Origin of the sequence: Bacteroides faecium, from assembly GCF_012113595.1 — a bacterium.
In the GTDB taxonomy this organism is placed as follows: domain Bacteria; phylum Bacteroidota; class Bacteroidia; order Bacteroidales; family Bacteroidaceae; genus Bacteroides; species Bacteroides faecium.
Genome location: NZ_CP050831.1, coordinates 1,562,684 through 1,585,361, shown reverse-complemented (window position 1 = coordinate 1,585,361; position 22,678 = coordinate 1,562,684). Strand labels below are relative to the sequence as shown.

Annotated in this window: 14 protein-coding genes; 9 read left to right on the top strand and 5 right to left on the bottom strand. The window is 42.4% G+C overall.

What is annotated here, in order from left to right:
* Position 1: 1 nt before the first annotated feature.
* From BacF7301_RS05600 to BacF7301_RS05580, 5 genes are all read right to left on the bottom strand, one after another.
* A complete protein-coding gene (locus tag BacF7301_RS05600; RefSeq protein WP_167961000.1) occupies positions 2–3,361 on the bottom strand; it encodes a SusC/RagA family TonB-linked outer membrane protein in 3,360 nt (1,119 codons plus the stop codon).
* Positions 3,362–3,420: 59 nt separating this feature from the next.
* Complete coding sequence (locus BacF7301_RS05595) at positions 3,421–4,626, bottom strand: FecR family protein (RefSeq protein ID WP_167960998.1); 1,206 nt, start codon at positions 4,624–4,626, stop codon at positions 3,421–3,423.
* 248 nt (positions 4,627–4,874) lie between these two features.
* Complete coding sequence (locus tag BacF7301_RS05590; protein ID WP_167960996.1) at positions 4,875–5,444, bottom strand: RNA polymerase sigma-70 factor; 570 nt, start codon at positions 5,442–5,444, stop codon at positions 4,875–4,877.
* Positions 5,445–5,730: 286 nt separating this feature from the next.
* A complete protein-coding gene (locus tag BacF7301_RS05585) occupies positions 5,731–6,231 on the bottom strand; it encodes a hypothetical protein (protein ID WP_167960994.1) in 501 nt (166 codons plus the stop codon).
* 647 nt (positions 6,232–6,878) lie between these two features.
* Complete coding sequence (locus tag BacF7301_RS05580; RefSeq protein ID WP_167960992.1) at positions 6,879–8,192, bottom strand: VapE domain-containing protein; 1,314 nt, start codon at positions 8,190–8,192, stop codon at positions 6,879–6,881.
* 308 nt (positions 8,193–8,500) lie between these two features.
* Here BacF7301_RS05580 and BacF7301_RS05575 point away from each other — a divergent pair, with 308 nt between their 5' ends.
* The 9 genes from BacF7301_RS05575 to uvrC all read left to right on the top strand — a co-directional run bounded on the left by BacF7301_RS05575 (position 8,501) and on the right by uvrC (position 22,624).
* Positions 8,501–9,142: an HU family DNA-binding protein gene (locus BacF7301_RS05575; RefSeq protein WP_167960990.1), complete on the top strand. Its 642-nt coding sequence runs from the start codon at positions 8,501–8,503 to the stop codon at positions 9,140–9,142.
* A 291-nt stretch (positions 9,143–9,433) separates the two neighbouring features.
* The gene (locus tag BacF7301_RS05570; protein WP_167960988.1) at positions 9,434–10,009 is read left to right on the top strand and encodes a sigma-70 family RNA polymerase sigma factor; all 576 of its coding nucleotides are present in this window, start codon (positions 9,434–9,436) and stop codon (positions 10,007–10,009) included.
* A 92-nt stretch (positions 10,010–10,101) separates the two neighbouring features.
* Complete coding sequence (locus BacF7301_RS05565) at positions 10,102–11,193, top strand: FecR family protein (RefSeq protein WP_167960986.1); 1,092 nt, start codon at positions 10,102–10,104, stop codon at positions 11,191–11,193.
* A 156-nt stretch (positions 11,194–11,349) separates the two neighbouring features.
* A complete protein-coding gene (locus BacF7301_RS05560) occupies positions 11,350–14,799 on the top strand; it encodes a SusC/RagA family TonB-linked outer membrane protein (protein WP_167960984.1) in 3,450 nt (1,149 codons plus the stop codon).
* Between the two features lie 11 nt (positions 14,800–14,810).
* The gene (locus tag BacF7301_RS05555; protein WP_167960982.1) at positions 14,811–16,373 is read left to right on the top strand and encodes a RagB/SusD family nutrient uptake outer membrane protein; all 1,563 of its coding nucleotides are present in this window, start codon (positions 14,811–14,813) and stop codon (positions 16,371–16,373) included.
* 42 nt (positions 16,374–16,415) lie between these two features.
* Positions 16,416–17,492 (top strand): TlpA disulfide reductase family protein, encoded by a 1,077-nt coding sequence (locus BacF7301_RS05550; RefSeq protein WP_167960980.1) that lies wholly within the window; start codon positions 16,416–16,418, stop codon positions 17,490–17,492.
* A gap of 745 nt (positions 17,493–18,237) precedes the next feature.
* The gene (mnmG, locus tag BacF7301_RS05545) at positions 18,238–20,124 is read left to right on the top strand and encodes a tRNA uridine-5-carboxymethylaminomethyl(34) synthesis enzyme MnmG (RefSeq protein WP_167960978.1); all 1,887 of its coding nucleotides are present in this window, start codon (positions 18,238–18,240) and stop codon (positions 20,122–20,124) included.
* A gap of 50 nt (positions 20,125–20,174) precedes the next feature.
* Positions 20,175–20,705, top strand: coding sequence for an adenine phosphoribosyltransferase (locus BacF7301_RS05540; RefSeq protein ID WP_097677808.1), 531 nt, complete (start codon positions 20,175–20,177; stop codon positions 20,703–20,705).
* A gap of 89 nt (positions 20,706–20,794) precedes the next feature.
* Entirely contained in the window at positions 20,795–22,624 is a 1,830-nt protein-coding gene (uvrC, locus tag BacF7301_RS05535) for an excinuclease ABC subunit UvrC (protein WP_167960976.1), read from the top strand.
* The last annotated feature ends 54 nt before the right edge of the window (positions 22,625–22,678 follow it).

Below are 22,678 nucleotides of genomic sequence, written 5' to 3'. Positions count from 1 at the left end.
ATCAGAATTGTGCTTTTAACGAGAAATCTATCTTCCAGGATTTAGGATAACTCAAACCACGTTCCTGACGAATAGAATGCCAATTAATGAAATCGCTGGAACTCATTTCCAGACGTAACATATTCATGTGCAGATGCTTTTTAATCCACTCACGGTCAAAATCGTAACTCAATGTTACGGCACTTAGACGGATATATTTATTATCTTGCACAAAGCGTGACGAAGGCAAAGTGGTAAGTTTGCTGTCTGCAATGTTTTTAAATTCTGCCACATCCCCCGGCTTCTGCCAACGTTGAGTCAGCACACGCAAATCGACATTGCGATTGGCAATATCTGCATTCTCAACACGGTCTACCAACGTTTGGTTATACTCTTGTCCACCAAATTCATACTGAAAAGCAGCAAATAGACTCCAATTCTTATAGGTAGCGTTTAAACCTATTGAACCATTCAACTTAGGTTCCGTATTACCAACTACCACCTCTTGAGCAGCATCCCATTTATCAGTCACAGAACCATCTCTATTCAAAAACAGCTCTTTTCCCGTAGTAGGATCAATACCCAAAGAACGAACAGCCCAAATAGAGGTCAGCGACTGACCTTCCTGATATTGAGGAATAGGTATTGCATAGTTAGCATCTTTCTGAGAAGTATGGTAAAGTTCCTGATATTCCAATTCCTTTTTATAGAAGTTAGCCACACGTTCATTATACGCCTTCTGAGATTCGGAAATTTTCAGGATTTTATTCTTATTGTGTGCCATATTCCCCCATAAAGCAATTGCCCAGTTACGATCTCTATAAATATCGGCACGTAACTGCATTTCAAAACCTTTGTTTTCCACCTCACCCATGTTATTCTTATAGGTAGAAAAGCCGGAAGTCTGCGATAAAGTTACATCGTTAATCAAATCGATGGTCTTTTCATAATAATAATCAAAATCAAGCGTCAGACGTTGGTTAAAGAACTGGGTTTCAATACCAAAGTTAAATTTATCCGTCTTTTCCCATGAAAGTTCCTTATTACCTAAAGCCTTTAATACAGCTCCATAACCGGTAATATACCATTCATCAAACAAAGACTCATACATCGTAGTTGCCGCATAAGCAGGAAAATTCACCTTACCGGTACGTCCGTAAGAAAGACGAGCCTTCAGTTTATTGATATTCTTGTTTCCTTTCAAGAAGTTATAATTGTGAATATTCAAACCGACACCACCAGAAAAGAAAGGAGCCCACTTCTGATTAGCCCCAAATTCCGAAGAGCCGTCGAAACGTACGGATGCATCAGCAAGATAGATATCATTCCAAGTATAGTTCAAGGTAGCAAGCGTACTGACAAGACGTGTAGTATTTTCCGTACGTGTCGGTTTTCCATACACTTCAGCAGCATAATTCAATGAACTAAACTGACCGGAAGGGAAACCACGGTAGTGAGCAGAAGTGTTATCTGTAGTAGAAGCGGAAGCTTCCCAACCACCGGAAAAGTTAAAATTATGCTTTCCGAAACTACGGGTATAGTATAAAAAAGCATTGGCATTCCAAGAAAGACTGCCACCATTTCCTGTATACAAATCACCCTGCAAATTGGAATCTTTTGTACCTAATACTGATACTTTAGAGGACAAAGGATCATAGAAACGCTCACTGCTTGTATATTGCCTGGTTATACTAAACTGTCCCTTAAGAGTCAAATAATCGTTCAAATACCAATTAGCGCTCAAATTATCTACCACTTCATCATAAGCACTCCATTCATAATTATTCAGTGTAGCCTCATAAAGAGGATTATTTACAGTGGACACCATACTGGAATATGGTAACCTCTTTACTAAATCTCCATTTAAATAAGGGGTATCATAAGGCATCAAGGTTGTATAGTCACTAAAAGATCCATAAGGAGATTCCTTTGACTTAGTATGCCCAAAAGTAACCGTATTCTTTACCTGCAATTTCTTCACACGATAATCCAAAGAGAAACCTATACTATAACGGTCACGTCCCGAACCTTTCATGACACCCTCAGTTCCATTGTATGACGCATCAACACCATAACGCAAGTTCGGAGTACCACCTTCAATATAAACACTGTGTTTATGATTGAAAGCATTACGCAGTGGCAGAGACAACCAGTCTGTATCTATCCCCTTCTGAATCAAGCTATATCTTTCATAATACTTATTCATACCGGTAGCCGTGTCACTATTACCATTATTTCCTTTATCATACAATCCGGCAAGTCGTTCAATTTCCAACTTTTCCGAAGCGTTCGCCAAATTATAGTCACGCAAGTCGGGCATTTCCAATGTACCGGTAAAATTATAAGAAACACGAACTTCACCCGGCTTCGGAGCAACAGTGGTAATCACAACCACACCATTTGCAGCACGGGAGCCGTAAATGGCAGTAGCAGCAGCATCTTTCAAGATAGTCATGCTCTCGATACGGGTAGGATCTAAGTCGTATATTTTTTCGATACTTACTTCAAAACCATCCATAATAAAAGTAGGAAGATTCGGATTATTTTCAAGATTCGATTTAGAAAGCTGGTCTTTATCCAATTCCTTCACGCCAAAACCAGAACGACCACGAATATACATCTCAGGTAGTGCATTAGGGTCAGAGCCAAACTGTGTATTGCTAACCAAGCGGAAAGAGGGGTCAAATGTCTGCAAAGCTCCGATTACATTTGTCTGTGATACTTTACGCAAATCATTACCTGAAATCTGTGTTGAACTACCTGTAAAACTAGACTTACGAACATTACTATATCCGTTGATGACAACATCATCCAGTGTCTTCACATCATCTACCATAGTAATTTCAAGCATCTTCTTGCGGGTAGCATCCACCTGAATAGTTTGCTTCTTCATACCGATAAAAGAGACTTCCAAAGTCACTTTATCACTTTTCACGTCCAGCGTAAACTCACCTTCAATGTTTGTAGAAGTACCAGAACGAGTACCTTTAACGATAATACTAGCTCCCGGTATCGGTTCTTTATTCGAATCTGTCACCATACCACGGATACGGTTTTCCCGTTTTTCCGCCTGCATTTTGCGAATCACCACAATACCGTCTTTCACTGCATAATCAAATCCCTGCGGATTAAGAATCAATTTAAGCGCAATCTCCCATTTCTCATTCTTCGCATTAATCGACACAGGGGGAACGCCTTTGAACATTTGTGAATTATACAACATATTCACGCCTGTTTGTTTCTTCACTGCATCCAGAACAGTCTCGATAGAGACATTGTGCAGTTTCAAAGTTACCGTCTTGTCTTGTGACGGTAAAGCCCATGCACTAAACGTGCAGCACATTGCCACTAGAAAACATAGCAGCCATCGTTTTTCTCTCATAAATTAATGATTAAACTTTTGTGTACCTAATATTCTAATTATTCTAATATTCTATCCTTTCATTCCTGTTCATCCGCTTTGTCATATATCAATATACTCCGCCCACTGATTTTGTAAGTCAGATCCCCTGTCAATTCCAGTGCATCCAGGAAGGAATTTATCGTTCCGTAGCGTTTCAAGCTGCCACTATAAGTAATGTCGCGCAAGTTCGGGGTTTCATAATAAACCTGTATGTCGTACCAGCGTTCGAATGTTTTCATTATATCTCCCAAGGGACGGTCATTAAAAATGTACATGCCATCTACCCAACCAACATATTCTTCCAAGTTCACCACACGTTTTGTCGAACTATTGGCAAATACGACAGCCTGCTCTCCCGGTGAAAGAGTAATCGTTTCCGCATTCGGTGCGGAGAATTTCACTTTACCACGTACCAAAGTCGTGTAGCAAACAACCGCATCGGCATAAGCATTTACATTGAATGCAGTACCCAGTACGGTTACGTCCCCAAGATGCGTCTGCACAACAAACGGATGCTCTTCATCCGCCACAACATCAAAATAGGCTTCACCTTCCAAACGTACAATTCTGCGTTTACCGGCAAAACGTACCGGATAAGTCAATTTGGAACCGGCATTCAAATGAACCGTAGTTCCATCTGCGAGGATTACGGTGTTTTCACCCCCACGCGGTATAACCAGTTCATTTGATTTAGCTGGTTGCTCTTCGACGTTTTTTTCCTCGTGTTGTGTTGCAACGGCAGGTTGATAAGACAGCACCCCTTTCTTATATTTTACTTGAACACCGTCCACTATTACGCTTACTTCTTTTTTATGCACATCAATCACGCTGCCATCGGGCAAAGTCAGTTGTGCCTGTTGGGTTCCCGGCTGAATCAGGGCTTTTCCCACTTCTTCCGGTGAGATATAATTCGACATGTAGAAAGAAAGGGCGACGACTAAAGTAACGACAGCCGCAGCAGCGTACCACCAAACCCGGAGAGAACGACGCTTCTGCGTCTCCGGCTCCATCCGCCCGATTTTCTGAAGAAAAGATTGATAGGCTTTCTTCGACGAATAATTCTGATATTCTCCAAAGGCGACTCTCAATGTCTCCCCGTTCTGAAGTTGCCCATATACTTTTTGTAAGTCCGGACATTCCGCCAGCCGTTTTTCAAGGTCCTGTTGCTCCACTTCATTAGCTTCTCCCAAAAGAACCTTTCTCATCAAAGCGGCATCTTGATATACATTTTCGAACTTATTCATCTTATTGCTAACTTTTTAATTAAACATTTGTTTAATTCATCTTTATTATAGATATACATAACTCATAGAAAGGGGTGACAAAAAGAATATATTTTTTTGAGATAAGAATATGAATAATAGGATTTTAGGAAAAGAAATATAGCATTATGACATAATTCGAGAGAGAAAACGTCCGTTTTAACAAAGAAAACAAATCTTAATCATTCAATAAAAAGATAAAGAAGTATCAAATTGACTTTTTATTTATTTTAGAGAAATAAGCAAAGAATTATGGAATTCATGGAATCTCCCAACCTTTCGCGGAGAAATTTATAGCTGCGGGTCTTTTGAGTTTTAACGGTATTAATGCTTATCTCCAGGCGTTCCGCTATCTCTTCCCACGTATGTCCCTCGATTCTCATTAGGATAATCCGGCGTTGTTCGGCAGGAAGCTCTTCAATATGACAATACAGTTGGCGGATAATTTCCTCTTTTACCGTCAATGCATAAATCATATCTTCGTCCTCTACACCTTCTTCTTCGGCTAAAGAACTCAAAATGGTATCATGGATTTGATTATTGCGTATATATAATAAGGTGTTATTATAGCAGGCACGATAAAGATAATTGGCAAGCTCTTTAATATCGGAAAAGGTTCGCTTGCCCTCCCATACAGAAATAAAGACTTCCTGTACCAAATCTTCCACCGCATCGGGAACCGGCAATATCTTGGAGACATAAACACATAGAGCAGCATAAAAACGATCGTAGAAATCGCCCCACATCCTCTCATCCTTTCGGTTGACTCCTGCTACTATAGTGTCAATTTTATCGTCCATACTGTCACATTACCTGCGAAAAAAGAAAACAGAATTCATAAAAATCACCGTAACTACTTACTTTTGCGATATTTACGAATGCAAATATATTGTTTTTTTCAAAAAAGCGAGCGGAACCAACCTACAAAATAGAAAATAAAAAAGCTCTCCCTCATTCATATCGTTTTTCGCACGTTTCTCTTTCACCGATTACCGGGCTTCCTGAAACCGTTTATCCATAGTACTTTCAGGCATCGTGACAGGTTGTTGGCAACCTATCACTGCATCTCTATCACCTACCACCGGTTTATCGCCCTGATTTCAGCCATTTCTTTTTGAATATAGCCGAGAATTTCATTCGAGAATAGCTATAAAATTTCAGTTTTTGTAACCTCAGACACAGCTTCTTAAACCTGCATTGACAACAACTAGTCTGCTCTAATACAAGCTCTATTTCCAAATCCCGTATCCGGTCGTTCTGTTCCAGCCACATTCTTCGGAATGTGTCGCGCTCGGATTTTGCTTCTTTATATAACAGCAGTTCCTTATCACGTGCACCCAAAAGGATGGCATACGTTACACACGTTTCGGACTTGCCGATGCAAAGCCGCTCTAATATTTCAACATATGCCAAGCTAACACCCTGCTCTTTAAACTTTAGAAAAGCCCGGAGACTTTCATCGTTTACGACAGTATTGCAATCTTTGACGTAGGCAGTGACTGCTTTCATGTCCACCCAAAGTTGGATATGTTCTTCATCAAGATTATGTCTTTTAGCCGCCTCTTTTATACTAATCCATTCTGACATAGTGTTCGTTTTTTATGTGTGATACAATTAAAGAGGGAAAAATCTCTTTTTCATTATATTAGTACAACGGGCATCTACGCTTTCTATAATCCGGTGGGTGGGGACTAATTAGGGTATATGCAAGGACGCGAAAGAAACCGTCCGGACACAAGAAAGGCGCAGATGCTGTTGCACCATTATCCTTATCAGAGGCTAGCAATACCCTTGTACCAGATAATGAGAACAACAGACATCCACGCCAATAGTTTATATATAACACATCTCTTACGGATATGTTGATATACAGCCGTCCACGTGGAGTATCTGTTGTATCACCTCTCAGTACATAAAAGTTTGCTATTTTCTGATAAGAGAGACAATACGTTATTTACTCCATAAAGGAAATAAAAAACACTTTCCTCCAATTTCATCACGCCGATGGGCTGAAAGTGCGTGACAAAGATAGATGATTTTTCTAATAATCAATTGGAAATAGGGAAAGAATTAGTAGTGACTAAAAAAACTAATTTACAGAATAATAAAAAACACTGTTATGAAAGCATACAAAACTGACTACCACAACTTCACACATTTCCTTTCTTCACATTCTTCACAGAGCACATAACTGCTCATTATCAGATACTTCCTGTGAATAGATGCCGAAATTTCTAGCCTTCACAACTCTTCACCTTCTTCACCAAATACACATTCCCCAACCTTGTATGCTGCCTGCCGATACCTGCTGCGGTTAGTATCTGTGCCAATTGGATGGGGGTACAGTTACGCAGTGCAGCCGGAAACTTCTTTGCCAGTTCCTGATGAATGATGGCCGAAGAGAGCGACAAGCAATCCGGTTCGCCATACGTAGCAGGTGTGTATGTATTGCGCACAATGTCTTCTATAGGGTTGACGTGATAGTACGCCATGTTGTGGCATTGCAAAGCACGTTCCTCTTCTTTACTAAACCAGTGGCGGGCGCCGGCGAGCAGTTCCGCTTTCAGTTGAGCATAAATTTGTGCATGCTCTATTCCGATACAGTCAATATCATGCTCTACTTCAACGCACATGAATCTACGGCTGCCTGTAGGGTCGTAAAGCAGATCCGTACGATTACTGGTTCCGATGAAAGAGGCAATGCGAGGAAGCGGCCGAAAATTCTTCTGGTAGGCTTTGCAAATATTGAGGTTCGACATTTGCATCAAGTTTTTCAATAACGGCATCTTTTGCGCTCCGTATTTATCAAATTCGTCCATGTTGAGCAACCCCATTTCGGCCAAAAGACGTTCGGGATTGCCTTGCGCAGTTAGCTTCAGATTATCTGAGTAATAACGGGCCAGTTGCGGCGGCATCAGCATGCGGCAGAAAGTGGATTTATGCCGCCCTTGCTCTTCGCTGATAAGTATCGGGGCTACGCTGTTGGCCTGTACTTGATTCGTTCCCAACCATTGGGCGGCAAGTCCGAGCATCCAAGTGTGGAAACTTTTTATCCATAACGGAGCGTCGGATACTCGCTTCGCTAAAGGCTTCAACCGCTCTGTTCCGTCCCATGCGGGCAGTTCGTTCATGTAGAGCCGGAAAGGATGGTAACTTTCCACTTGGGTGGAGTAGATATATCTTTGAAGGTCTTTATCCCAACAGTTGATACCCTCTTTGTGAGCTTCCAGACAGAAAGTGTTCAGTTCCCGCTTGTCTATACGACAGAAAGAGATATCCCGTTGACCGGATGGACGGAATTCGGTTTCTTCGGTAAGCAAGTTGTAGCGGAAGTCATACCGCACTTTCAAAAAGTCAATCACTTGTTGCGTCAGAAGGACGGGCTGTTTATGTACTTCTTGCCTATTATGTATTTCCTGCTCATGTATATCTTGAATTGGCGGTTTGTTCTTTGAGACGTTCGCCGAAACGGTGCCGTTTGATACTTCTTTCATCAATACCCGTATTCTTTTCGCCAAACGTTTTGAGTTATATTCTAATGTCTTCATATTTTTCTTCTTTTTAAATGAATAAATGTTGTTTTTTCGACCGGTTGATGCTGCTAAGGTATAACATGGAACATGGGGTTTGCAAGCATTTAACAAAGAAAATATTTATTTTCTACTGAAATGAAAAACAAGCTTTCTTATGCTGATATGTCGTTACTTTGTCGTATCTTTAGTGTCTTTTTAATAAAAGCCGACTGGAGTCGGCTGATTTGTCGACTAGAGTTGGCTAATCAGTCGGCTCCAGTTGTCCGAACAGCCGATTACAGTCGGCCTATGATGAAGTTTAATATTTTAATCGATAAGAAGTAATGTCTATTGTATTTGATTGGTATGAAAATCCTAATGCATCTTCGGAAGAAGAAGAGGCAGCGTTGCATCCGCGTATCTTTATGAATGGTAAGGTGGATACGGAAACACTTTGTTACAGGATTCATGATTACAGTTCGTTGACTGTGGGCGATGTGAAGAATGTGCTCGACAACCTGTCGAAGATTCTCGGCGAGTCGTTGAGTGAGGGGAAAGAAGTGCATATCGAGGGAATCGGTTATTTTTTCCCCACTTTGGCGGCTACGGGGAAAGTGACCCGCAGTACTCCGCACAAGACCAATAAGGTAACTTTTAAAACAGTCCGTTTCCGTCCTGACACTAATCTGAAAGGACATTTTGTTGGCGTCCGTGCCAGTCAGTCCAAGTACGTCCGCCATTCGGAGAAAGTTTCGGAAGTGGAGATTGATATGCTGTTGAAAGAATATTTTGCCGGACATAAGATGATGACCCGTCGTGATTTTCAAGAGATATGCGGCTTGGCCCGTACGACGGCAAAAGCGCATTTGGTCCGTCTGCGTGGAGAAGGAAAGCTGGTGAATATCGGCTTGCGTAACCAGCCGATGTATGTGCCTGCTCCCGGTTATTATGGGGTGTCGAGAGATGCGGAGCATCCTTCACGGTGACGGCTGTGAAGGATGTGAAAGAGGTGTTTTCAATCAACGAATCACATAAAATGACTGATAAATTGAGAGTTATCTCAATGTGAAGAGAATGAACAAACAATTAAATAAAAACTAAAATGGAAAGCAAAAGAAAATAATGACTGAAATCATTAACACGCATCATTATTAAGGTATATTGATGAGTATGAAATTATCTGCTCGCTGAGTTACCAATATCTACTATTAATAATTATCAAAATGTTCCTTGAAAGTTTTTTTTTCGTTTCTTTGCAAAACTAAAAGCAGTAGGTAATGAACAGATTTCAAGAGAAACAAAAATATTACGACGAAAAAGACAAGCTCATATTGAAACTGTATCGCACCAATCCCCAAAGTGCGTTCAAATTGATGTTTGATACCTATTACATGCCTCTTTGCCTTTATGCCGTGCAGTTGACAGACTCTTTTGTCATGGCGGAAGATATCGTACAAGACTTTTTCATCTCCTTTTGGGAGAAAAAAACGTACCTGAATATTGCTGTCAAGTTGCGTAGCTACCTCTTTTATTCCATACGAAACAACTCTTACTTATCGTTAAGGAAGAACAACCTCGTCTCAATGGAAGAACTTTTCGATACGGAAATAGATATTACCGAATCCATCACCGATGAGGAAGAACTGAGAGAAAGGGAAAAGAAAATTATGGAAGAACTGGAAAAGCTGCCTAAACAAGAACTCTCCGCCGTGCAAGCCGTCATCCTCGAAAATAAAAAATACAAGGAAGCCGCCGAAGAACTGAATATATCCGTAAATACCTTGAAAACGCATCTCTCACGTGCTTTGAAGCGCCTGCGCAAGGATAATAACCTAATACTTTTATGGCTATAAAATAATTAATTTTATATTTTTTTCTTCTTATGTCACCCATTTTGCAACTTTTATACTCCTTATTATAAAGGATTGATAAAATGAGCAAAGATATGAAAAAACCTCATGAGCAGTTCGATAACCTGAGCGAACATAAGAAAGCGGCAAAGACATGGTTTGAACATCATAGAATCAGACGTTGCCTCGATTTCATCGAGCAGTATGATGCCGCACAGGCATGGAAACGCCTTCAGAGAAAGAAAAGCCGGAGACAAATACGCCGTGTGACCTACACATCGGTTGCTGTCGCAGCATCTTTCCTGCTTATTTTCACGCTGGCTTACACTTCTTTATCTTATAATTTCCTGAATAAAGAAACAGTCCTTTCCGCCACAACCGATTCTTTTCCGGAGATGGGCAGCAGAAAGGCTACTCTAATCCTTGATGATGGAAAAGAAATAGATTTAGGTACAAAAGAAGGAAATATAGAGAGCACGGAAGGCACAATTGCCGTCAGCAAGCCCAATGAAGCACTTGTTTACCAAGACACGAAAAAGGAGACGCCCAAGACTCTCAAATATAATACGCTAACCGTTCCCCGTGGCGGCGAGTACCTGCTGGTTCTGGCAGACGGGACAAAGGTGTGGTTAAATTCTGAAAGCAGCCTGCGTTATCCGGTCAGTTTCGCAGACAAACGTGAAGTTACTTTGACAGGTGAAGCCTATTTTGAAGTTGCCAAAGACAGCAAACATCCTTTCATAGTCAGCATATCCGACAATAAAGTAGAGGTACTGGGCACGAAGTTTAATGTCTCAGCATATCCGGAAAATAAAATCTATACGACGCTAGCAGAAGGGAAAGTAAAGATATATAATCAGGAAACTTCGGTCACCCTACTCCCGAACCAACAAGCGGCAATGCACGGGACAGGGGATATCAAGGTAGAAAATGTGGATGCAAGCCTCTTCACATCGTGGTCGCAAGGAATGTATGAGTTCCGCAAGACAGAGCTTGGAGACATCGCCGCGCAACTTTCACGCTGGTACAACGTGGACATCCGCTTCAATGATGAAAAGCTGAAACACAAACGCTTTGCCGGAGTTATATTCCGCAACAACGAACTAAGTTTCGCCATCGAAGTAATCGAGAAAGTGTCGAACGTGAAATTTATCAGAGAAAACAATCAAATATATATAACAGAATAGCGGAAAGGGTGGAGCCTTCCCGCTATAAATAAACAATCAAAATCCTGTAAGACAGGAAATTTCACATCATTTAATCAAAACAAAGTTATGGGAAAAAAAGTTTTAAACGAAATTTTTCTTCGTAAGAATTTAATGATTAGATGTTTTATAACTTTTATGCTCTTCTCTTTAACAGTTGGCACACAAGCGTTTGCCCAAGCCGACAAGAAGATTAGCATAAATGTTCAAAACACTCTGGTCAGGGTAGTGCTGAATCAATTGCAAAGGGAAACGAATTTGCATTTTGTGTACGAAGAAACGACCATTCATCCGGGACAGACAGTGACATTGAGTTATCAAAACGCCTCTTTGCCAAAAGTTCTTCAGGATTTCTGCAAACAGACTTCGTTGCGTTACGAGATTAAAAGGAATCTGATTCTTCTTTATCCGGAAAAAGAAGCGACAGGCGGTGACAAGAAATACGCTCCTGTAAATATTTCGGGCACTGTCGTAGACGAAAACGGGGACGGGCTGGTAGGTGTAAGCGTCTTTGTCCCGAAGAGCAACAACGGTACCATCACGGATGCCAACGGACACTTTTCAATCAAAGCCGCACCGGGCGAAGTACTGACTTTTACTTTTGTAGGCATGGCAGACCAAATGATAAAGGTCACTCCCACCACCAAAGCTATAAGCGTGAAGTTATTGCCTGCCACTTCAGCATTGAGCGAAGTGGTAGTGACCGGTTATCAGACCTTATCCAAAGAAAGGGTGACAGGGGCATTCGGGCTTATTTCTTCCAGCAAACTGGAAACCAAACTGCAACCCGACTTGAAATCTTTACTGGAAGGACAGGCTGCCGGTATCGTGATAGACAAGAAAGGAAATATTGAAATCCGGGGCGTTTCTACTTTCAATGCCGAGAAAACCCCGCTACTTGTAGTCGACGGCTATCCTATCGAAGGAAAACTGGAAGACTTGAACCCTGACAATATCCAGAATATCACGGTGCTCAAGGATGGTGTAGCCGCCTCTATCTACGGTTCGCGGGCAGCCAACGGGGTTATCGTCATCACAACGAAGCGCGGCCAGAAAGGAAAGGCGGTAGTCTCTTACAAAGGCTCATTCAACGTCACGCTAAAACCTGATTTAAGCAAATTGAACAGGGCATCTTCGTCGGATTATATTGATGCCGAGATTGACTTGTTCAATCAGTCACCGGACAGTTACGACCCTCTGGATGAGGGTAATATGAGCAGAGTGAGTTATCTGTTGATGCAGGCACATAATAATAAGATAACACAGAGCGAAGCGATGGCGGAAATAAACCAACTTCGCCAGGTAAACGGCTTGAAACAGATTGAGAAGTACATGTTCCGCAACCAGTTGAGCCACCAGCACAATGTAGCCATTTCCGGTGGTGAAAATAACTATATGTACAATGTAGCAGCCAATTATAATTACAAAAGGGGCAGCTTCATCAATACGAATGAGGACAGGCTGATTCTGGACTTCAACAACCAATGGAAACCTTATAAGTTCTTAACCATAGACTTAGGGGCAAATATCTTATACAACCGTACCAATGAGCCCAATACGACCTATTCGGCCCTGACCGGATATAGCAGCGGCTCCGATTTGCAGCCTTATACTGCCATTGTGGACGAAAACGGGAAGCCATGTAATGTATGGGGACTCAGCCAATATAAAGTGAAAACTTACCAGAATACGCCCGGCATGAAAGACTGGACGTATAATCCGATCGAGGATGTTTATAAAGACGCAATAAGCACTACGAACTTCAGCACAAGAATCAGCGGCAAACTGCGTCTGGATATTATGAAAGGGCTGAATATCGAGGTCGGCGGAGTGTGGCAAAGGGGCAATTACCAATACAAACAACTGCGCCAGGCGGATTCTTACGCTGTACGCATCGCCTATAACGACGCGACATCCAAGACAAATACCGTAAACCATTATTTGCCCGACGGTGCTGTTATCAACGAAAAAAGAAATGTAAGCGAGGATTGGACAGTGCGTACCCAAATCAATTACAACCGTTCATTCCTGAATGATAAACACCGCGTCACAATCCTTGCCGGTAACGAAGTGCGCCGTTCTACGTATGATTATAACACCATGGCAACCCGTGCGGGATATAATGAAGTAGCCGGCTCGTTTATCCCAATGAATTTAAAAGATTTTGTCGGCAATGTAAACTATGCGGATATGTTGTTCGGCTCTCCATGGAGTCCCCCGTTATATAAGACATTTACAAACGGGGAATACACTTATCGCGACAACCGTTTCGTGTCCTGGTATGGCAACGGCTCTTATGAGTACAACAATAAGTTTATCGTAAGCGGCAGTGTACGTATGGATTTAACCAATTTCTTCGGCACAGACCCTAAATATCGCCACAAACCGCTTTGGTCTGTGGGTGGAACATATAAGCTCGCCAATGAAGAGTTTTTCGATGTACCGTGGATTAACAGGCTGAATATCCGTGCGTCTTACGGTATAAACGGTAACATCGCTTTGGATGAAGGCCCGTTCCTAATTCTGGAAGCGGGAGATTACAATCAGACGACCGGCGGCGTATCCTACAAAGTGGCTTCTCCGCCCAACAACCAGCTAAGATGGGAAAAGACAAAGACTACTAACATCGGTCTGGACCTCTCTTTCCTGGACAGCCGCTTGAACTTTAGTTTTGATTATTACACCAAAAACAGTTCCGACCTGCTGGCGAAAGACGCGATAGACCCCACTACGGGCTTTGCTTCTCTGACAAAGAATGTAGGCAGGATTGTCAATAACGGTATAGAAATAACGGTAGATGCCGACGCTATTGTGACGCGTAATTTCAAATGGAATATCAATTACAATTTCGCATACAACCACAACAAAGTGAAAGAATATAACGTAACCCGTAGTTACGCAAGCAGTTACACACCGAGCACAGGTTCTGTCACAGTTGCCGGATACCCTGCCAATTCTATCTGGGGATATAAATTCGCAGGTTTGAATGAGGAAGGTGCTACTATGATTTATAACTCAAAAGGAGACAAAATCTTGATTGGTGATGCCGAGATAGAAGATGTTTATTGTCAGGGAAGCTTACGTCCCAAATTCGATATGTCCATGACTCAGAGTTTTAGTTATAAGAACTGGGATTTATCATTTATGCTAATCGCCAAATTAGGTCATAAATACCGCAAGGATGCCTTTAGCGGCTCCAACTATTCCAACCGTCATGTAGGCGAAAGATGGCAAAAGCCGGGAGACGAAAAGACGGCGATTTATCCGGTACTGAAAAGCTGGAATATGGATTTATTCGATTTCCCGTATTTGGATATATTGGTTGGGAACGCCAGTTATATGAAATTGCGGGATGTCACGCTGGCTTACACTTTTGACCGATCACTCATCAGCAAAATTCATCTGAATAATGCAAGAGTCTATTTCCAGATGCGCAATTTATTCAGGATTACCGCCAAAGGAGTCGACATAGACCCTGAAATCGCAGAAGTCAATGAAACCGGTTATTCCGGCCCTACTTACGACCAGGGATATACCTCGTTGCCTTTACGCCCTGAGTTTTATATCGGTTTGTCATTCTCATTTTAATTGAATAGATCATGAAACTAAAATACTTATTTTTAATCCCAATCGTTTGTTCATCTTGCAGTGATTTCCTGGACGTGAAGCCCATTGGAAAATTAATACCGACAGAGATAGAGGAATTTGAGAATCTTTTAAACAATGAAAGTACCATCAAGTACCATTTCATGGATAACAACAATACCTCTTTTTATTCTATGCTGGCAGATAATTTATCCATAAGCGAGAACCTGGATAAATATAAATACATAAGCTCTTATGTCAATAAAGATGTATATGCAGCCTATACGTTTAATGTTCCTTACGAAAGTCCTATCAAGCCTCAATACACATGGGAATGGGGAATATACCGGGCGGCCGGATTGTTTAACAACGTCATCGAAGGCATTGAAGGTCTGGACGGCGCTGCCGAAACGGAAAACGGCAAAGCTGTAATCGCACAAGCCAAAGCCGGGCGCGCCTGGTCTTACATGGTCGGCGGATTGGGCTATGGCCCGATGTATAACCCTAATGGGGACAACAGCACAAAAACAATTCCTTACCGCACTTCGGGCGACCCTACTGTGCCTAATCCCGACCTGGTTACAACGGCGGAGTTGATGCAGCTTGTGAAGAAAGATTTGGACGATGCACTGGATGCTCCCGAAAATGTAGTGAATCCTTGCAGAGCCAACAAAGCGGCTGTGCATGCTTTGCGGGCAGAATATTTCATGTATATGAGGGACTGGACGAACATGCTGAAAGAAGCGTCGGAAGCGTGGAACCGCTCTGTCGCGCTGAAAGGAAGTGTTGATAATATGATTTATGACTTCAACCAGTGTTATTATGACGACGACCCCAATGCCGATCCGGCAGAAGGAACAGATAAAGAACTGTCGCTCGACTTACGCGGACAGGACTTGCTGTTCAACCAAAGCATTCACCGGGAAAACCTGTTTTACAGGACAGCTCCTGCCGGTTGCGCCACCACGAACGGGCAATCCACTTATTACCCGTCGGACGACTTCCTTGCCCTGTTCGATCCTGATACCGACAGGCGATACCAGCTATTTGCCTTGAGAATATTAGGATATTCAACGACTGTAGGCGACGTTAAATACGAGGATGGCATAAAAAGGACGTATTGCCGCAGTTCCAAAATGCTAACCAATCAGGGTATCACATATCCTCAACTTCTATTAATGAAGGCAGAAGCGGAAGCCCGCACGTCCGACAAGACAAATGCGTTGAAAGACCTGAACTTGTTGCGTAAGTATCGCTATTCCGGTGATAATACCGACTTACCGAACGGAAGTTCATTAAATGAAGATGAATTACTTTATGAAATACTAAAAGAACGCCGCCGGGAATTGCCTATTTCATCTTATCAGCGTACCTTTGACATCAAACGTTTTGTGTATGACACAGGAAAGCCCTGGTGTCAGACAACAATCACGCATATGATAGGAAGCAAGACCTATTCGGCTCCGGTTGATAATGAATATTACACGCTGCCGAAATCGAATTCTATCATTGAAAAGAATCCGCAATGGGGATTGGAAGTAGATAACCGTCCATATGACCCGCTCGGAAAGAAATAAACGGATAGCTTGAACATACAATAAAACTTTAATATTCGAATTATGAACAGAATTAGTATCACGACATGTGCATTATGCATGTCACTCGCAGCATCTGCACAAGTAAATTATACCATAAAAGGTACTGCTAGCGGAATGGATGGTCAGACAGTTTATCTTAATGATGCAGAAAACAGCCAGACTACCGCAATGGATAGTGTAATTATCAGCAATAATGCTTTTACATTCAAAGGAACACAGCCTAAAGTTTGTTTTGCCACCGTATCAGCGGGCAGAGCCAGGACAACTTTGATCCTTGAGGACGGAACGGTCAATGTCTCACTTAATAGTCCGGGAAAAGCAACAGGAACACCCACAAATGACATTCTCGAAGCTTGCAATGAGAAGATTAATGCATTCAACAGCGAATACAAGGCATTAAGGCAACAGGCTTCTGAATTGAAAGAGGAGGATAAAGCAAAAATGTTGGAACTGGAAAAGAAGTGGGAAGACGTAAGCAACAGGCAAACGGCAGTAGTAAAAGAATGTATCAACCAAAATCTGAATAATATCGTCGGGGCGCAGTTACTCCGCAGGTTTGAAAGCAGCCTGTCAAGCGAGGAAGTTACAAAAATTCTTGCCGCTGCTTCTCCCGTTATGAAAGAAAACGGATATACTCAAGCCGTAATCAAGCATCAGGTTGCCATGAAACGCGCTGAAGTTGGGCAGAAATATACAGATGTCAAAATGAAAGATGTAAACGGTCAGGAAGTTGCTTTATCAGACTATATAGGAAAAGGGAAATATGTATTGATTGATTTCTGGGCTTCATGGTGCGGTCCTTGCCGCGGAGAAATGCCACACGTGAAGGCAGCTTACGAAAAGTTTGCTCCCAAAGGATTTGAAGTTGTCGGCATCTCTTTGGATAGTAAGAAAGAAGCATGGATGAAGGGAATAAAGGATTTGGGCATCACATGGCCGCAGATGTCCGACTTAAAAGGTTGGAAGTGCGAAGGAGCTGCCGTCTATGGCATAAGAGCTATTCCTGCCACTCTGTTAGTAGACCCGAACGGCATGATTATAGGAAAAAATCTCAGAGGTGAGGAAATTGAAAAGAAATTGAACGAGGTCTTGAAATAACAGGAATACTCATTCATTACTGCACGAAAGAGTCCCGGAAGTTTTCTTCGGGACTTTTTCTTTTCTCAGAAAGTCTCTTTAAAAAAAGAGCACTACGTATCTCCCGACAAGGCACAAAAAAAGAGCGAATCATTCCGCCCCACCTTAAAGAATCCCCCTTAATGGGATTCTTCTTTTTCTTCATCTTTCATTTACTAGTTATCTGAAAACTACTTTTTACTAATACCTAATCAAAACAATCTTTTTCCTAAAAACTAATCTTAAAATCTAATACCTTAATTTTATAAACTAATACCTTTATATATTACCTTTTTCTAATACCTAAAAATTTCAGTAGTTTCACAACTACACTGCAAAGGTAAAGTTGTTTTGGAAAATGACAAAAGCCATTATACAAAAAATCAAATTTCAGCCTGTTTTTTTGATTTATGTCAAGACATCGGGCGAAATTAACATATTCCTCTCTAGTTCCATTCGTATTTCGGTCGATTTGAAACTAGCAAAAAGTTAGCATAATCCGGTATCTTAAAGCAGAAAACAAGCATTTTGAAAGGATATGGAGTTGAGCAGAGGCAAAACAGTCCGCAATCCACGAACAATCTGCAAATTTCTAAGCCAAAATCATTGCGATTTTTTCAATGAAGCCGGGCAGCTCCCCGAATTTTCGGAAGCAAAAAGAACATGGAGATATATTTCTCGCAACTTTTCCGTAACTTTGCAGCGTTTGATAATAAATAAGATAGGAATGGATTTTAAGTACGATGTAATTGTTATTGGTGCCGGACATGCTGGTTGTGAAGCGGCAGCCGCTGCTGCAAATTTAGGTTCGAAGACTTGTCTCATTACGATGGACATGAACAAAATCGGGCAGATGAGTTGCAACCCGGCTGTAGGTGGAATTGCCAAAGGACAAATAGTACGTGAAATAGATGCACTGGGTGGACAGATGGGATTGGTGACAGACGAGACAGCTATCCAGTTCCGAATACTGAACCGTTCGAAAGGTCCCGCCATGTGGAGTCCCCGCGCCCAATGCGACCGTGCCAAATTTATCTGGTCGTGGCGGGAGAGACTGGAGAACACACCCAATCTTCATATCTGGCAAGATACCGTATGCGAACTTCTCGTTGAAGACGGTGAAGTGACCGGAGTGGTCACTGTGTGGGGCGTTACTCTTACAGCAAAATGTATCGTGCTCACCGCAGGAACTTTCCTCAACGGACTGATGCACGTAGGACGCCACCAGTTGCCGGGCGGAAGAATGGCCGAACCGGCTTCTTATCAATTGACGGAATCCATCGCTCGCCACGGTATCACTTACGGCAGAATGAAAACCGGAACTCCGGTACGAATCGACGCGCGCAGCGTTCATTTCGACCTGATGGAAACGCAGGATGGAGAATGTGACTTTCACAAGTTCTCTTTTATGAATACGAGCGTACGCCACCTGAAGCAACTGCAATGCTGGACTTGCTACACCAATGAAGAGGTACATCAGATTCTGCATGAAGGTTTGCCGGATTCTCCCCTATTCAACGGACAGATTCAAAGCATCGGTCCACGTTATTGCCCAAGCATCGAAACAAAGATAGTGACCTTCCCCGATAAAACACAGCATCAGTTGTTCCTTGAACCGGAAGGAGAAACCACACAAGAGTTGTATCTTAACGGATTCTCTTCTTCGCTTCCGATGGACATACAAATTGCCGCATTAAAGAAAGTTCCCGCTTTCAAGGATTTAGTGATTTACCGTCCGGGATATGCTATCGAATACGATTATTTCGACCCGACGCAGTTAAAGCATACGTTGGAATCGAAGATTATCGGCAACCTGTTCTTTGCCGGACAAGTAAACGGCACTACCGGATATGAGGAAGCAGGCGGACAAGGATTGGTAGCCGGAATCAATGCGCACATCAATTGCCACGGCGGAGAGCCTTTCACATTGGCACGCGACGAAGCATATATCGGCGTATTAATCGACGATTTGGTAACTAAAGGTGTGGACGAGCCTTACCGTATGTTTACTTCACGCGCAGAATATCGTATCCTGCTTCGCATGGATGATGCCGACATGCGCCTGACCGAACGGGCTTACAAACTCGGACTGGCAACGGAAGAACGTTATCAATTAATGAAGAGCAAGAAAGAGGCGGTAGATCAGATTGTGTCTTTCGCACACAACTACTCGATGAAACCGGCATTAATTAACGACGCACTCGAAAATATAGGAACAACTCCCCTACGCCAGGGATGTAAACTGATAGAAATACTGAACCGTCCGCAAGTGACGATTGGAAACATAGCGGAATACGTTCCGGCATTTCAACGGGAACTGGATAAAGCAACCAGTGCCAATCAAGACCGGAAAGAAGAGATTCTTGAAGCTGCCGAAATCCTAATCAAATATCAAGGATATATTGACAGGGAGCGAATGATAGCGGAAAAGCTGGCGAGACTGGAAAGTATTAAAATCAAAGGTAAATTTGATTATGCTTCCATTCAATCGTTATCGACGGAAGCCCGTCAGAAACTAATAAAGATAGACCCGGAAACAATTGCCCAAGCAAGCAGAATCCCAGGAGTATCACCGAGCGACATCAACGTATTACTGGTACTTTCGGGACGCTAGGCGGCAACGTTTCACGTGAAACAAAGCATTTAAAGAAATGATATAATTCAATGATTATGAGCAAAGAAACGCTAATTAAAAGCATTCGGGAAATACCGGATTTTCCAATTCCCGGAATCCTGTTTTACGATGTTACCACTTTATTCAAAGACCCATGGTGTCTACAGGAATTATCGAACGTTATGTTTGAGATGTATAAGGAGAAAGGCATCACTAAAGTAGTAGGAATAGAATCAAGAGGTTTCATCATGGGGCCTATTCTGGCTACCCGTTTGAACGCAGGATTCATCCCCATCCGCAAGCCCGGCAAACTTCCGGCAGAAACACTTGAAGAAAGCTACGACAAGGAATACGGGCAAGACACCGTGCAGATTCACAAAGACGCGTTGGACGAAAACGACGTAGTGCTGCTGCACGATGATTTACTGGCAACGGGCGGAACAATGAAAGCAGCCTGTGCACTGGTAAAAAAGCTAAAGCCAAAGAAAGTATATGTTAACTTCATCATCGAATTGAAAGACCTGAATGGAAAATCTGTATTCGGAGATGATGTAGAAGTGGAATCCGTATTGTCTTTATAAAGGATTTGATTATATTTGCAGGGCGTAGTTGAACTACGCCCTTTTTATTTTAGCAGTTTCTCATTAGTAGTCTCTCATCCCTAACGATTATGAATACAGAACCGGAAAGCAAAACCAATGAATATTTGAAAGGAATCGTAGCCAACCTTCCCGACAAGCCGGGTATCTATCAATACCTGAACACGGAAGGGACAATTATATACGTTGGAAAGGCGAAAAATTTAAGGAAAAGGGTCTATTCCTATTTCAGCAAGGAGCATGAACCGGGGAAGACCCGGGTGCTCGTCAGCAAGATTGCCGATATTCGCTATATTGTGGTCAATACGGAAGAGGATGCTTTGCTGCTGGAGAACAATCTGATTAAGAAGTATAAGCCGCGTTACAATGTGATGCTGAAGGACGACAAGACGTATCCTTCCATCTGCGTGCAGAACGAGTACTTTCCGCGGATTTTCAGAACCAGGAAGATTATCAGGAACGGTTCTTCTTATTACGGGCCGTATAGTCATATTCCGTCGATGTATGCACTGCTGGATTTGATTAAGCATTTGTATCCGTTGCGCACCTGCAATTTGAATCTGACGCCGGAGAATATACGTGCCGGGAAGTTCAATGTATGCCTGGAGTATCATATTAAAAACTGCGCAGGGCCCTGCATCGGACTGCAATCGCAGGAAGATTATCTTAAAAACATCGATGAAATCAAGGAGATTCTGAAAGGAAATACACAGGAGATCGGCCGGATGTTATTGGAGAAGATGCAGGTATTGGCGGCTGAGATGAAGTTTGAAGAAGCGCAGAAGATAAAGGAGAAGTATCTGCTGATAGAGAATTACCGTTCGAAGTCTGAGGTGGTAAGTTCTGTTCTGCATAATATTGATGTATTCTCCATTGAAGAAGATGAAGCCAATTCGGCTTTTATCAATTATCTGCATATTACGAATGGGGCTATCAACCAGGCATTCACTTTCGAGTATAAGAAGAAGCTGAATGAGTCGAAAGAGGAGCTTTTGACGCTTGGTATTATTGAGATGCGGGAGCGTTATAAAAGTATGTCGAAAGAGATTATCGTTCCTTTCGAGCTCGATTTGGAATTGAATAATGTCGTTTTCACCGTTCCGCAGAGGGGAGACAAGAAGAAGTTGCTAGACCTTTCTATCTTAAACGTGAAGCAATATAAGGCTGACCGGCTGAAGCAGGCGGAGAAGTTGAATCCTGAGCAGAGAAGTATGCGTTTGATGAAGGAGATACAGCAGGAATTGCATTTGGAAAGACCGCCTTTGCAGATTGAATGTTTCGATAACTCGAATATACAGGGGTCTGATGCCGTGGCTGCCTGTGTCGTATTCAAAAAGGCCAAGCCATCGAAGAAGGATTACCGGAAATACAATATAAAGACGGTTGTAGGGCCGGATGATTACGCGTCGATGAAAGAGGTCGTAAGAAGGCGTTATCAGCGCGCTATCGAGGAGAGTTCTCCACTACCCGACCTGATTATTACTGACGGTGGAAAAGGGCAAATGGAAGTCGTCAGGGAAGTTATTGAGGATGAGTTGAATCTTAATATTCCGATTGCGGGATTGGCTAAGGATAATCGCCACCGCACATCGGAACTGCTTTTTGGTTTTCCGCCGCAAACTATCGGTATCAAGCAGCATAGTCCGTTGTTCCGCTTACTGACACAGATTCAGGATGAGGTGCATCGCTTCGCTATCAGTTTTCACCGTGACAAACGGAGTAAACGGCAGGTGGCGTCTGCGCTGGATAGTATCAAGGGAATCGGTGAAAAGACTAAGACAGCCCTTTTGAAGGAGTTTAAGAGCGTAAAACGAATCAAAGAAGCCTCTCTAGAGGAGATTGGCGCTATCGTTGGGGAAGCGAAAGCAAAGACTGTAAAAGAAGGGCTGAACAATGAATAATATTTTTCTTTCAACGTACTGTTTTCTCTTTCTAATTTTGTAAATTTGCCTTTC